Raw genomic sequence first — 12924 nt, 5'->3', positions numbered from 1 at the left:
ACGCGCGAAGCGGCCGATCTCATGAGCCGCGCAACGGATCGGGCATACCTGAAGCGTCCGGCGGGCGGCCTGCCCGCCTTGCCGGCGAACCGATCGCTCGCGGTGCTGATCGTGAACCACCGCGAGCCCCGGCTGCTCGAGGCGTGCCTCGCTAGTCTCGGCGAGCATCTGCCCGAGCTGGAGGTCTACGTGTCGGAGAACAGCGGGAGGCATCAGGACCGCGACCGACTGCGCGCCCGGTACCCCGCGGTGCGCTGGGTGTTCGGACCGCCGAACCTCGCCTTCGGCGCGGCCTTCAACGCGCTGGCCGAACAAGCGCCGGGCGACGCAAACCTGTTGCTGCTCAACGCCAATGCGCGGGTGCTCGGGCCGCTGACCCGGACCCGGGAGTTGCTTGCCCGGCCTGACGTGGCCGCGGTTTCGCCGCCGGCGCGCGACGGCCGCACACCCGATCGGGTGACGCGGCGCATCATCACCCGGCGGCCGGCCTGCCTGGCGATCAACCGCGCCGCGTGGAACGCCCTGGGCGGCTTGGACGAGGAGTTCTACCGCTACGGCGAGGTGGCCGACTGGCAGGCCCGCGCCCGCGCAGGGGGCTGGCGTGTCCTTTCGGCCGACGAGCCCGGCGTCGATCGTGCGGTGATAGATCGTGCGACCGTCAGCGACTCCGAGCGCCGCCGCCATCGCGACTTGGTGCGCGCCAACGCCGCGCTGCTGCTCGAACACCAGCACGGTGTGCACCATGCTGACGTGTATCTGGCCGGCGCCGCCGCGTTGGACCGGTTGCGCCCGAACCGCAGCGCACGCAGGCGCACCGGCCTGCCGGCGATCGTGATCACCACCAACCGCCTGGTCTACGGCGGAGCCGAGCGGCAAAAGACCTTGTTGGCAACGGAATTGGACCGCCGCGGCTATCCGGTCACCATCGCCTGCGTGCAACGCCTGGGCCCCCTGATCTCCGAGATTCCGGACACGGTGCGGGTGGTGCGCCAGCCGTGGTGGGCGCCGATCGTCGACATCCCGGCGGGCCCGGCGGTGGTCATCACCGGCGACACCAACACCGAGGTGGGATTCGGTAGCTTGTGGCGGGCGGCGAGCCGAGACCGGCGCTGGTTGGCCGCTCCCCATGTGCCGCCCGCCGAGGACAGGCCCATCTACTCACGGCCGCTGACCGCCGCGATGCGCCGCGCAGATGGTTTTATCGTGCTGGCGCAACGACATTGGGACATGCTCGCCGCGCAGCACCGCCTGTCCGGGAGGCGATTCGTCGCACCCAACGGCGTCGTCGACCTCGGCGAGCCGGCCCCTCGGCGCCGAACTGCCGGCGAACCGTTGCATGTGGTGATGCTGTCGCGCATCGTCGAGCACAAGAACCCCCACATGCTGATCGAGGCGCTGAACGGTCTCGCCGCGATGCCGTGGAGATTATCGATTTTCGGTGACGGCCCCGACCGGGAGAGGCTGCAGGCCCTCACCCCCGCCGGGTTGGGTGATCGAGTGCGGTGGCGCGGCTGGTCGGCGGGCCCGGGGCCCGCGCTGGCCGATGCGGACCTGCTTTGCGTTCCCAGCCGCTCCGAGGCGTTTCCGGTGGTGATCCTCGAAGCGATGGCCCGGGCGGTACCCGTTGCGGCATCCGCGATTTGCGCCGTTCCGGAAATGCTGGATTTCGGCACGGCGGGATTCGTGGTCGAGCCCGTCTCGGTGGTGGGCTGGCAAGAACAGCTGGCCCGCATCCTGGCCGACCCCGGCGCGCTGCCGTCGATCGGACGGCGCGGCTACGAGCGCATGCGTAAGCACTACACGGTGGAGGCGATGACGGATGCCTACCTCGACGCCATCGAGGCGGTGCTGTGAACTCTCCTCGGGTGCTTTGGCTTTCGCCGTGGACACGGCCGGCGGTGCGCGTCCAGGCCGAGGCACTGCTGCGCCACGGCGCCGACGTGCTGTTGGTGACCTCCGACCAGCACCCGGAGTCCGATGCCGCGCGCTACTACGAGTTGGTGCTTGATCCGCGGTTTCGCACGGCCGCGACCTGGCTCCCGACGCTGAAAGCCTGGCGGCGCATCCGCCGGTACCGGCCCGACGTCGTGCTCGCCGAACTGGTTCGGGATCCGCGCTGGATCGCGTTGGCCGGATGGGCTCCGCGTATTCAGGTGGTGCACGACGACCGGCCCCACGACCCCGACGAACTGACGCCCGCTTACGAGCGTGCGGTATTCGACCGCTGGGGGGCCCGCTCGGCGGCCACGGTCACGTATAGCGGCTATGTCGCCTCCGCCGTCGCCGCGCGCCGCGACGTGGCGGGCACGCCAGTGCATGTCGTGCCGCTGGCAAGCGACCTCGACCTCGACCGACTGCCGCCCTTCGTGGGACCCGAAGGACGCCGTGATTTCGTGATGTTCGGCCGGCTGAACCCCTACAAGAATGTCGAGGTCGTGCTCGCGGCCTGGGAACGACACGTGCTCGGCGGCCGCTGGCGCGGTGACGATCTGGTGCTCATCGGCGACGGGCAACTGGATGCGGGCGCCCTGCCCAAACACACGCGCTGGCGTGGCGGCAGCTTCCGCTATGCCGACGTGATCCCGGCGCTGGCCGCGGCGAAAGGTTCGATCGCCCACTACCGGCGCGCCTCGCAAAGCGGCGTCCAAGTGCTTTCGATGCAACTCGGCGTGATGCCGATCGTGTCAGACGCGGGCGCGCTGCCCGAATACCAGCCGCCCGGCTGTCCGCCGGTCGGTATCGACGACGTCGCCGGACTCACCGCCGCCTTCGACGCACTGGCGGACCCGGTCGTCGCGACCGAGCGGGGAGCCGCCGCGGCACGCCACTACGCGCAGCGATGCGCCGTCGATCTCGTCGCGGATCGCTTCCTGGAGGTCATCGCCGAGGTGCTGGCGCGGCGGGGTTAGACGAGTCCGCGCCAGAACTTTTCCAGCCACCCGGTCAGCTCGCGGGCGCGGCCGAGCGCGTCCGCCGGGACCATCCGAGACCCCGTCGCCGCGATGGCCGCCGGTAATTCCGCCATTTCTCGGACCACCGTCGCCAACCCCGCCTCGCCCAGCTTTTCGGCGAACGGCAGCTGGTGCTCGTCGACATGCTCGCCCAGCACCGAGCGACGGGGCACCATCACTGGGTGCTTACCCTGCTCGATGCATACCAGCGTCGATCCCGCGCCCGCGTGGGTGACAACCACGGAGGCCCGGCGAATCTGCTCACAAATGTCGCCGAAGGACAGGAACCTCTCGAACCGCGCATGCCGCGGCTGGTACCGGCACGTTCCGAGCTGCACGAAAAAGTCCTCGCCCAGCTCACCCGCGGCGGATAGCTGGTCGACCGCGCGCGCCAGCCGGTCGAAGGGATGCACCTCCATGCCCATGATCACGAAGATCACACGATCCTCCCGTGATACTCGGTGCCGGGCACCCGGTCCACCAATTCCGGCCACTGGACCAGAAACCGGGATGCGAATGGCTTGACCATCCGTGCGGTAAGCGAAAGCTCGGTGATGCGAGTAATGGACTCGACGAAGACGGTGGGGATCCGCAGCAGCCAGGCCAGCCAGAGGAAGGGGGCGGCCACGCCCGAACCGGTGGTCAAGATCATCGCGGGCCGGTGGCGGATCAGCAGCCGCAGCGCCAGCACCAGGTTGCGAAGAAGGTTAGGGACGTTGCGGACGGTGGGGTGCGCCGCCCAATGCACCTCCTTCTCGTCGCGCAACAGGTAGCGGGCGTCGGCGGTCGGAAAGCTGACCCAAAACCGATCCTTGTCCTGCCAGAATTCGCGTAGACAAAACATTTCGTAGATGTGCCCGCCGGACGACGCGATGAGGAGCAGGCGACCCATCTCTCCCCTCACGTCGGCGCGTGACCGATACCGGTCACCCGAAAACAGCTATCGCCCTGCGGTGCAACGCGCGAGGCGGCTGATCAATCGTAGTCAACGCGGCCTCGATTTCGTCGCGTTCTCCGGATGTGCCAACGAAACTCGCCCGACCCCGGGGCGCAAGCCGAGCGCGCCCGCCGGGGCGGGTTTCCGCCCCGTCGACGGTGGTCGGCGACCAAAAGGAGATCGGCGAGATCGCCGAAATCATCAACAGAGCGATGCTAACGTCGTCATCGTCGAGTTGAAAGTGCCCCGAAAGCAGGCGATCTGAATCACTACGCATGTGAACGCTCCCTGCCCTCGCGCTCGACACGCAACCCGTGTACATCGTCGCCCGGAACTCGAGCGATGAGTGAGGGTCACGCCCGATGATCCGGACCGCCATCGTCGGCCTAGGAAAGATGGGGTTGTCGCATCTGGCGATCCTGCGCACGCACCCGGGCCTCGACGTGGTAGGCATCTGCGATTCGGCCGGCTATCTGCGCGACGTCCTCGCCAAGTACACCGGCCTGGACTGCTATGACGATTTCGATCGGATGCTGGCAGCGACGAACGCCGAAGCGGTCGTAGTCGCCGTTCCGTCGAGGCTGCACGCACCGATCGTCGAGAAGGCGCTGAGGTCCGGGGCGCACGTCTTCTGCGAGAAGCCGTTCGTCCTCGACGTACGCGACGGCGAGCGCCTGGTGGACCTGGCCGAGAGCCGTCAACTCGTCACCCAGGTCGGCTATCACTGCCGGTTCATCGGTGCTTTCCAAGAGGCTGCACGGATCGTTGGGACCGGCGCGCTGGGGCGGGTACACCACGTGCGCGCCGAGGCATACGGTCCGGTCGTCCTGCGCGAAAAGGGCAGCACCTGGCGCGGAGTGAAGGCCGAGGGCGGGGGCGCCCTCTATGACTACGCGTGCCACGCTATCGACCTGATGAACTTCGTCGCCGGCGTCCCCCAATCGGTCGACGGGGTTGTGCGTCATAGCATTTTCTCCCGCGACGTCGACGACGAGGTGTACTGCACCATGCGCTATGCCGACGGCGCAACCGGCCAACTGTGCGTGAACTGGAGCGACGAGAGCTTCCGCAAGATGTCGACAAAGGTGTCGGTGTGGGGCACGAACGGCCGCCTGACCGCCGATCGCCAGGAGTGCCAAATCTACCTTCGCGAAACGCATCCGGCACTCCCCGAGTTGCGGAAGGGGTGGACTATCCGGTACACCACGGACCTCACCGAGCAGGTGTGGTTCTATCTTCGCGGCGAGGAGTACTCGGCGCAGATCGACTATTTCGCCAGCAGCATCGGCCAGCGACGGGTGAACGGAGAGAACACGTTTCGCTCGGCACTCGACGTGGATCGGGTGGTCGACATGATCACCGACCCAGATCTCGTCGGGCGCTCCGACCTGCCACTGCGGCCGACGACGAACGGGTCGCCGCGCGGCACATTCCGCCGCGACATCATGGCGCGCATCAAGAAGCTCACCTCCCCGAAGGCATCGTGACCATGGACCGGGTGCTGTTCGGAGACAACCAATTCTTCGGCGTCAACCACATGTCCGAGGAAACGGCACGCGCGCAGGCGATACGCTTCCAGCACCTGCCGGCGGTGCTCGCCACGCTCGACGACGCCTACTCCGAAGGCATCCGGACGTTCGTCTGCACCACCCACGACCGCGTCGGCGAAATCTGTGATCATTTCCGCGCCAACAAGACCGAGTACCCGGACTACGTCTTCTACCCGTGCATGCCCTACGCACACAAGTACGCGAACGCCGTGACCGAGTTCGGGATTGTCGAGGCAATCCGCAAGTTCCTGCCGGAGACCGGGGCGGTGAAGTCGATGTTCAAAGGCGGTGTCGCCATCGCCAGCAAGGACGTCGAGCCTTTGATGCAGCTCTTGGTCGATGCCGAGATGAAGATGTTCGCCGGGCTGTCAACGCCGGTCATCTTTGTCCAAAACGTGGTCACCGACCTGCTTCTCGGCCTGGGGATGGACGAGACGTTCCGGCTGTTCGCCGATCACGTCAGGCTCAAATACAACGCCGAGCCGGGATTCATCACGATGAACCTGCCGCGCCTGCTCGACGCGCTCGAGCGGCAAGGCATCGAGAACCCGATCGTGTGCGCCAATTTCAACAAGATCGGCTTTCGGATGTGCGGGGGCGTCGAGCTTTACGAGAGAACGATCCGCGAACGCCAGTGCCGGCTGATCGCGATGTCGGTGCTCGCCTCGGGCGCCATCCCGCCACGGGAGGCAATCGAGTACGTGTGCGGTCAACCGCAGGTCTCCTCGATCGTTTTCGGCGCGTCCAGCCGTGCCCACATCCGGCAGACCAAGTCGCTCATCGACGAGCTATGGGGAGTGCCGACGTAGCATTCCAGGCTAACCCCTTGGCGTGCAGTTCATTCGAGAGTTCACCAGACGTTCGGCCAGCCGCACGCCCAGCGCGATGCCCAGCAGAGTCGGATTGGCTTGGCTGGACGTCGGTAGCACGGACGTGCTCGCGACGTACAGCCCGCGCACCCCGTGAACTTGCAGGTGCGGATCCACGACCCCGCCTTCCGGTGAGTCGGACATCCGCGTGGTTCCCGCCTGGTGGAAACCGGTCCGCTGCTCCATGAACTCCCGCACCGACCCCTCGACGTCATCGGTCAGCCACTCCACGTACCCCACGCCGTGCCGGCGCAGGTGCTCGTCGATCGCGGCGATGGCCCTGCGCACACTGCGGTAGTCGGCATCAGAAAAGTGCATGTGGGTACGAATCCGCCTCATGCCCAAGGCATCACGTTCGTCGGTCAGCTCGACGCGGCTATCCCAGTGCGGAAGGTGCTCGCCGTGGTACTGCAACAGGTAGCGGTTGTCGGCGCTCTTCACAAAAAAGCCGGGAGCCTTCCTCCCGCGTCGAAGAAATCGGGCGTAACTGAACGCGATCGCGAACCGGATCGAACCGATCGCGTCTCGCAGGATGTTGCGCAGGTGGGCGAGGATTTGCCGCGGGCCGTCGGTCTTGGTGTGCGCCTCGAGGATCGCCCTCGCGAGCAGGAAACGGCCGATCGGCGAGATCAGCGTCAGGTAAACCCCGGACAGAATCCCGCTCCCGTGACTCGGGTCGCTGATCGGTGGATTCACCAACCAGACCGCGGCGTTCGGCATTCCGGACTCGCGCAGCAGTTGTGGGTCGAAGGTGAAACGCCGCCGAACGTATACCCCTTCGTGGTCGCGTTCATAGGAGTAGATGATTTCATCCGTAGTGAATTGCACACGCGCAACCCGGCTTTCGACGTGTGCCATGTACCACCGACCCAGGTGCCCGCCCGCGTTCCCCAGCCCCGCGGGGTGGTGGCGATCCGACGCCAGCAGCAGACGGGTGGCCTCCAAACCGCCTGTGGCGATGACGTAGTCCGTCGCGACCACGCTGCCCTGGCGGCCGTCGAGCGTCTTGACCACCAGGTGGTCTACGCAGGCACCGGTCGCCGTCGTCACGATTTCGGTGCAGGTCAGCCCGGTCCACAGTGTGAGGCGGGAGGCGCTTCGCAGCGCCGATCGGTACTCACGGCCGAAACGCGTGGGCAAGGCCCAACGTTCGAGATCGGTCGTGCGCACGTCGCCGTCGGGAAGCCCGCCGACCAGGTCGCGATGCGCGATATCGGGGATATCGCGCGCATTGAATGCCGCCTCGCCGCACGCGGCCCAGTCACAGGCTCGCTGAAGATACGGCTCCACGTCGCCGTACCCGATCGGCCAGGGGGCCTGCGCGGTGATCGGTCGGTCCTCGAAATCGATGGGGTCGAACTTGACGCAGCGCCCGCCCCACAGTGCCGAAGTTCCGCCCACCTGCCGGCGGACCGTCAACTCGCTGCGGGAATGGAAGTAGTCGTCCTGCCCCGAGTCGAATCTGGCCAACTGCTGCACCGCACGGTCGGCGCGCTCGAGACCACTTTCGATCAACGCCACTTCCACGCCCGATCCCGCGAGTTCCAGCGCGATGACGATGCCGATCGGGCCGGCCCCGACGACCACGACGTCGGTCTCGATCGTCATGCCGCGGGCGAAGTCCGTCGCGCCGCGGATCATGCGCCAGCCCCTCGAAACTCCTCAACGAGCCCGAGGAAGCGCGACCGGGTCTGCGCGTCCAGCCCGGACGCGACCGCGGACGCCGCCTCGGCGACGCGGTACGGCTTGGTCGTGCTGTAAAGCATTGCACGGCAATCTATTACGTCTGCTGACGAGCCGAGGATCAGCCTGGGCAGCATCCCGGGAGCCAGCGGATCGGCCTGTAGCGCCTCGCGCCAACGTCGCGCCAAGTGTGGGTCCGCCAACAACGCCGCCGACAGCCTCCGGTACGGCTCGTTCAGCACGCCGAACGCGAGATCGGCCGATCGCGGCGCCGGAGTGAGCAGGTCGCTGCGCAGTTGGCGCACCGCATCCGGTGCGAACACCCGGGTGAAATCCGTCTCGAGCCCCTCGTCCTGTGAGACGCCCCAGGCCCGAATCTTGCCCCGCTGGCGGGCTCGTTCGAAGAATTCACGAAGTTCATCGCCGGCTATCGTGTCGCCCGGCCGCGGGGCGTGCACGAACAGGATGTCAACGTAGTCGACGCCGAGCGCGGCAAGGCTCGCGTCCAGGCTGCGCGCCGCGACGGCCGCGTCGTACAAGCGGGCGGCCTTGGACGGTTCCTGGCGCCGCTTGACGGTGCGGCGCAGGGCAGGCGCTTTGCGGAGCAATGCCCGTGCCGGGCCTTGAAACCGGCCGAGGCGGCGGGCCGCCCCGCCGACGTCGATGCCGAATTTGGTGGCAATGGTTACGGTTTCGCGCTCGACGGTCCGCAGAAATGCCCCGAGTTCCGCCTCCGCCCTCCCCAGGCCGTACATCCGTGCGGTGTCGAAATGGGTGATGCCGTTCTCCATCGCGGCGGCGAGCACGGCCATCCGTTCCTTGCGGTATGGCGATTGCATCAGAGCGCCGCATCCGAAACCGATTGCACTGACCGTCAATTGCGGTCCCGGAAGTTCAACGCGCCGCAACGCCGCTGCCCTGGTAGATCCGCCGAAGTTGCGCATCGATAACTTCGGGGCTTCGGGTGGCCGCTACGTGCCACTGACCCCGCAGCCCGTCGCGCTCGGCCAGGTCCGGGTCGCGCAGGTACCGGCCTATCGCCGCCGCCAATGCAGGCACATCGCCGACCGGTACGAGCATGCTCGGGTCCGGCGCGATCTGTGCCGTTCCGCCAACGGGAGTCGCCACAAACGGTCGCGCCCCGGCGAGCGCTTCGGTCAGGATCATCGGCATTCCCTCGGCCGACGACGGAAGGGTCACCACTCGCACCGACCGGAGCAGTTCACGGACGTCATCGGGATGTATCGGGCCTTCGACGGTCAGCCGCTCTGTTGGCGGCGGAACGTAATCGTCGATGGGACCGACTATCCGACAACGTCCTTCGATGCCCTCGGCGAGAAGTAGGCGCCAGGCCTCGACAAGCCTGTCGACACCCTTACGGCGCCCGACGGCCCCGGCGAACAGCACCACGGGCGGCGTCGACGCGGCCCCGGGCGTATCTCGATCGATCACGATCGGGTTCGCCACGACGGCGGTTGGCACGGTGGCTGCCACCTCGGCAACGGCCGCACGCGCATCCTCCGACAACAGAATCACGTGGTCGGCGTGTTTCAGCGTGGCGCCGACAAAGCGGGGACGCGAGCGGGCGAACTCGGGGAAGTCGGAGCCGTGCACGGTGACGATCACCCGCAAGCCGCGCACCCGGGCCAGCCGGATCAGGGATCCTTCACGCAACCACGCTCCGCCGTTCGAGATATGGAAGTGCGCAATCGTAGTGCGAGGAATTGCGGCGAGCGCGGCCCCCGCGCGCGCCGTGAGAAAAACGTTCTCCAGATGTCGGTGCGGCCCTGCCCACGTCGAGAGGACCCGGATGTCGTCGGCGCCAATCCTGTTGTCGCGGATGATCCGAATCACGGACTGCGTTCCGCCGATGCTGTACATGTCCGGCCCGACGTGGGTAACCGAGATCATTGCGCGGCGGCCATTGCGATCGGCGCCGGCGCGACGTCGACCTGGCTCGCGCTCTCGCTCCTGCGCCGCAAGCCTGCGTACCCCATCGCCGCGCCCAAGGCCATGCCCAACCCCAAAGCGTCCATCGGCATTTCCGGCAACGGCCACACCGCGGATATCGCCAGGAGGCCTGCGGCGACGGCCGCGCTGATTTTCGCCGGACCCGGCGCGCAACGCATCGCCAGGAGCACCGGCGTGAGCGCGAATAGTGCGAACGCCGCCATGCCCACCGCCCCGGCCTTGGCCAGCCACCACAGGTAGAAGTTGTGGGAATAGGCGGGATACAGGTACAGATGGAACTCGTCGTCCCCGGTCGGCGGCTGATAGGTGTAGCCCAGGCCGTGGCCGAAAATCGGGGCCTGGGCGATGGTCTCCTTCAGGAGATTGATTTCCCGGAGTCGTTCCAGCGCCGAATCGTCCACGGCGAGCGCGGTTGACGTCACGCCGCCGAGCACCCGCTGGTTGAAGGCGACGAACTGGTCGGCGAGCCACGCCCCGGTCTTCGAGCCATGCAGCAAGAACAGCGAGCCGGGAACCGCCACCGCCATCAATCCCGCACCGACCGCGGCCGCGTTGACGGTCCGCCGCACGGCCGCCCAGCTGAGGCTGGCCAGCAATGCGACGGCGGCGGCCACCCCCATCGAGATCAGCGTGTTGCGGGAGAAGGACAGCAGCGAAATGATCAGGGCGGGCGGCCCCAGCGCGAGATACATTGCGGGCCTTACCCGGCCGACGATCGGGGCGGCGACCAGCGCGCTGAGCACCGCGGTGGCCGGCGTCTGGGTCGTCAGGATGATGCGCAGGGCCTGGCCGGCGCCCGTGGTTCCTTCCAGGCTCTCCGCCCGGCCGGCCAGCCGGACGCCATAGAACGAACTGAGAATGGCCATGCCTGCCGAAAACCAAAGAATCACGATCATCACCCGCATCGACCATCTGACGTGACCCGCATACACGACAAACATCGCCAACACGAATCCGATGGCCATTTCGACCATGGTGGTCGATTCGCGCATCACCACCAGGTCGGCGTGTCCGGTCGCGAATCCGGTAGCGGTGGAAATCAATACGATCAGCACCAGCAGTCCCGGCAACAAGAAATCGGCCGACCGCGGTTTGACGGCTGGGATCAAATAACAGATCGCGAGCACCGCCGCCACATGGTACGCGTAGATCGTCATTGGGCCGATGACTTTGCCGACGTGCAGGCCTTCGGGCAGCGCCGCGAAAGCCCCGAAGAGCGTGACCCCTACCATCCCTTCGGGTTTCGCCCAGTACACGACCACGCAGAACAATGCGGCGGTCAGCAGCACTCCCTCGGTGGTTCGGCGCACCGAGAGCACCCCGAACGCGAAGCAGCCGAACACGAACATCGCCAGCAGAGCTCCATCCACTGCCAGGCGATGACGAGCCCGCAGGTAGGGGATCACGCCGGCCCGCTGGCCTTTGAGCGGTAGGCGCGGTCCGCGGCCCTGATGTGCAACGACTGGCGGGCGTCGGTCAGCACGGTGCCGACAACCTGCGCGCCGGCCGCGCGCAGCGCGGTCAGCGCGTCCTTGAGTTCGGCGCTCGTGGTGCGCCTGGCCCGTACCACCAACACGGTGGCGTTCACGGCGCCGGCGAGCAGGCCCGTGTCGGCCGTCGCGAGCACCGGCGGGCCGTCGACCACGATTCGATCGAAGCGTGATGACAAATCCTTCAGCACTCGGTCGATCACTTCCGGCAGGTACGCGCTGGGCGGCAGACTCTCACGGCGGGCGGATCGCGATGCGAGGACGTACAGCTTCGAAATCGCCGTCGGCTTCACGACTTCGGCGGCGCTACCCGGATTGGCCAGCGCGCTGGCGAGTCCCTCCCCCGATTCCACCCGAAGCAATCCGGCGATCACATGCCGGCGACTATCGCCCTCGACAAGCAGTGCGTCTTCGCCCATCTCGGCGAGCGCGAGCGCGAGGTTCAGCGCGGTCGTGGTCGCCCCTTCGGCGCCGAACGCCCCGGCCACCAAAACCCGGCGGCCGTCGTGCCCCATCGCCCTGAGCAGCCGGGTGCGCATGCCCCGCACCGCGTCGTCGAACGCGGCGTCGGTGCCGAACCGCGGAACCTTTCCGCGCTTTCCGGGCAGCTCCGCCAACGTGGGCAAGCCCGAAAGTTCCTCCAGCTTTTCGCGACTGCGAATCGTGCGATCGCCCGCCTCGCGGGTCAGCGCCACGGCGATGGCGAGAAGCACACCGGCGATGAACCCGATCATCATGTTGCGCATGGGCACCGGCGAAACCGGAATCTTGGGTACCCGCGGCGGCTCGACCACCGTCGCCCGGGCCACCGGCAGCGGTTTCGCCGTCGGCTGCACCGACCCGGGCACGTCGGACGGCTGGCCCGGCGATGTGGGCGGTGGGTTCGCCTCGCCCGTTTCGGGTCGGGCACCCGGGGTCACCGGCGTGCCCGCCAGGTTCGGACCGGCATTCACACCGAGCGTCGGGATGATCGCGCCGAACTGATTGGCCATCGCACCCGCCAGCGCGGCGGCGCGCGCCGGATCGGTGTCTTTGACGCTGATCGTGAAAAGTACAGATTTCGGTGTGTATTTGACCTGCGTTTGGCTCAGCACGTCGTCGGTGGCCAACGGAAGCTGGAGTTGACGGATCGCGCGCTCGGCGACTATACGTCCGCCCGCGATCTGGGCGTACGATGACAGCCGCTCTTGGGCCGCCTCTGTACCGCTGTACAACTCGTTGAGGTCGGTAGCACCGGAGAACGAGACCAGGACCGTGGCCGACGACTGGTAATGCTTTGTCTGCAACGCCGTAACGAACGCGGCGCCCACGGTGCATGCGAGCAGGGCGGTCAATGCGAGTTTCCAGTGCGTGCCGAGAATCCGGACGAAGGTACGGAAATCCATCGGCAGATAACCTTTCTAAAAGCCTACGGCGCGAACAGAACCCTTTGGCTTCCTAGCACCGGCGCATATTCACTGCAGATTATGCAGC

11 protein-coding genes are annotated in these 12924 nt (G+C 67.1%); 4 read left to right on the top strand and 7 right to left on the bottom strand.

Features of this window, described 5'->3' with window-relative positions:
* The first annotated feature begins 21 nt into the window (after positions 1-21).
* Both AC5Y5B_RS04780 and AC5Y5B_RS04775 read left to right on the top strand, forming a co-directional pair.
* Positions 22-1854, top strand: a complete 1833-nt coding sequence (locus AC5Y5B_RS04780) for a glycosyltransferase (protein ID WP_112631915.1) — start codon at positions 22-24, stop codon at positions 1852-1854.
* Positions 1855-1865: 11 nt separating this feature from the next.
* The gene (locus AC5Y5B_RS04775) at positions 1866-2909 is read left to right on the top strand and encodes a glycosyltransferase family 4 protein (protein ID WP_112631914.1); all 1044 of its coding nucleotides are present in this window, start codon (positions 1866-1868) and stop codon (positions 2907-2909) included.
* On the opposite strand, the gene AC5Y5B_RS04770 is transcribed toward AC5Y5B_RS04775, so the two are convergent.
* Positions 2906-3391, bottom strand: coding sequence for a glycosyltransferase (locus tag AC5Y5B_RS04770; RefSeq protein ID WP_112631913.1), 486 nt, complete (start codon positions 3389-3391; stop codon positions 2906-2908). The two genes, AC5Y5B_RS04775 and AC5Y5B_RS04770, sit on opposite strands and share 4 nt — an antisense overlap.
* The gene (locus tag AC5Y5B_RS04765; RefSeq protein WP_112631912.1) at positions 3388-3843 is read right to left on the bottom strand and encodes a glycosyltransferase family protein; all 456 of its coding nucleotides are present in this window, start codon (positions 3841-3843) and stop codon (positions 3388-3390) included. Before AC5Y5B_RS04765 ends, AC5Y5B_RS04770 begins: the two co-directional genes overlap by 4 nt.
* 407 nt (positions 3844-4250) lie before the next feature.
* On the opposite strand from AC5Y5B_RS04765, the gene AC5Y5B_RS04760 reads away from it, so the two are divergent.
* Positions 4251-5375, top strand: a complete 1125-nt coding sequence (locus tag AC5Y5B_RS04760; RefSeq protein ID WP_112631910.1) for a Gfo/Idh/MocA family protein — start codon at positions 4251-4253, stop codon at positions 5373-5375.
* Positions 5372-6247 carry a hypothetical protein gene (locus tag AC5Y5B_RS04755; protein ID WP_112631909.1) on the top strand — a complete coding sequence of 292 codons (876 nt, stop codon included), beginning with the start codon at positions 5372-5374 and terminating at the stop codon, positions 6245-6247. The genes AC5Y5B_RS04760 and AC5Y5B_RS04755 overlap by 4 nt, the downstream gene beginning before the upstream one ends.
* A gap of 9 nt (positions 6248-6256) precedes the next feature.
* Here the strand turns inward: AC5Y5B_RS04755 and AC5Y5B_RS04750 are convergent, their stop codons facing one another.
* Genes AC5Y5B_RS04750 through AC5Y5B_RS04730 form a run of 5 tightly spaced genes read right to left on the bottom strand, consistent with a single transcriptional unit; the run spans position 6257 to position 12836 of the window.
* Positions 6257-7948: a GMC oxidoreductase gene (locus tag AC5Y5B_RS04750; protein WP_112631908.1), complete on the bottom strand. Its 1692-nt coding sequence runs from the start codon at positions 7946-7948 to the stop codon at positions 6257-6259.
* On the bottom strand, positions 7945-8868 hold the full coding sequence (locus tag AC5Y5B_RS04745) for an aldo/keto reductase (protein ID WP_112632000.1): 924 nt from the start codon (positions 8866-8868) through the stop codon (positions 7945-7947). Before AC5Y5B_RS04745 ends, AC5Y5B_RS04750 begins: the two co-directional genes overlap by 4 nt.
* 16 nt (positions 8869-8884) lie before the next feature.
* A complete protein-coding gene (locus AC5Y5B_RS04740) occupies positions 8885-9901 on the bottom strand; it encodes a glycosyltransferase family 4 protein (RefSeq protein ID WP_112631907.1) in 1017 nt (338 codons plus the stop codon).
* Complete coding sequence (locus AC5Y5B_RS04735) at positions 9898-11310, bottom strand: O-antigen ligase family protein (protein ID WP_205869045.1); 1413 nt, start codon at positions 11308-11310, stop codon at positions 9898-9900. The genes AC5Y5B_RS04740 and AC5Y5B_RS04735 overlap by 4 nt, the downstream gene beginning before the upstream one ends.
* 53 nt (positions 11311-11363) lie before the next feature.
* Entirely contained in the window at positions 11364-12836 is a 1473-nt protein-coding gene (locus AC5Y5B_RS04730) for a tyrosine-protein kinase domain-containing protein (RefSeq protein WP_112631905.1), read from the bottom strand.
* Positions 12837-12924: the final 88 nt, after the last annotated feature.

Source organism: Mycobacterium sp. NGS33 (genome assembly GCF_059812885.1).
The sequence above is the reverse complement of the archived record's forward strand: the minus strand, read 5'-3'. Positions and strand labels throughout refer to the sequence as shown.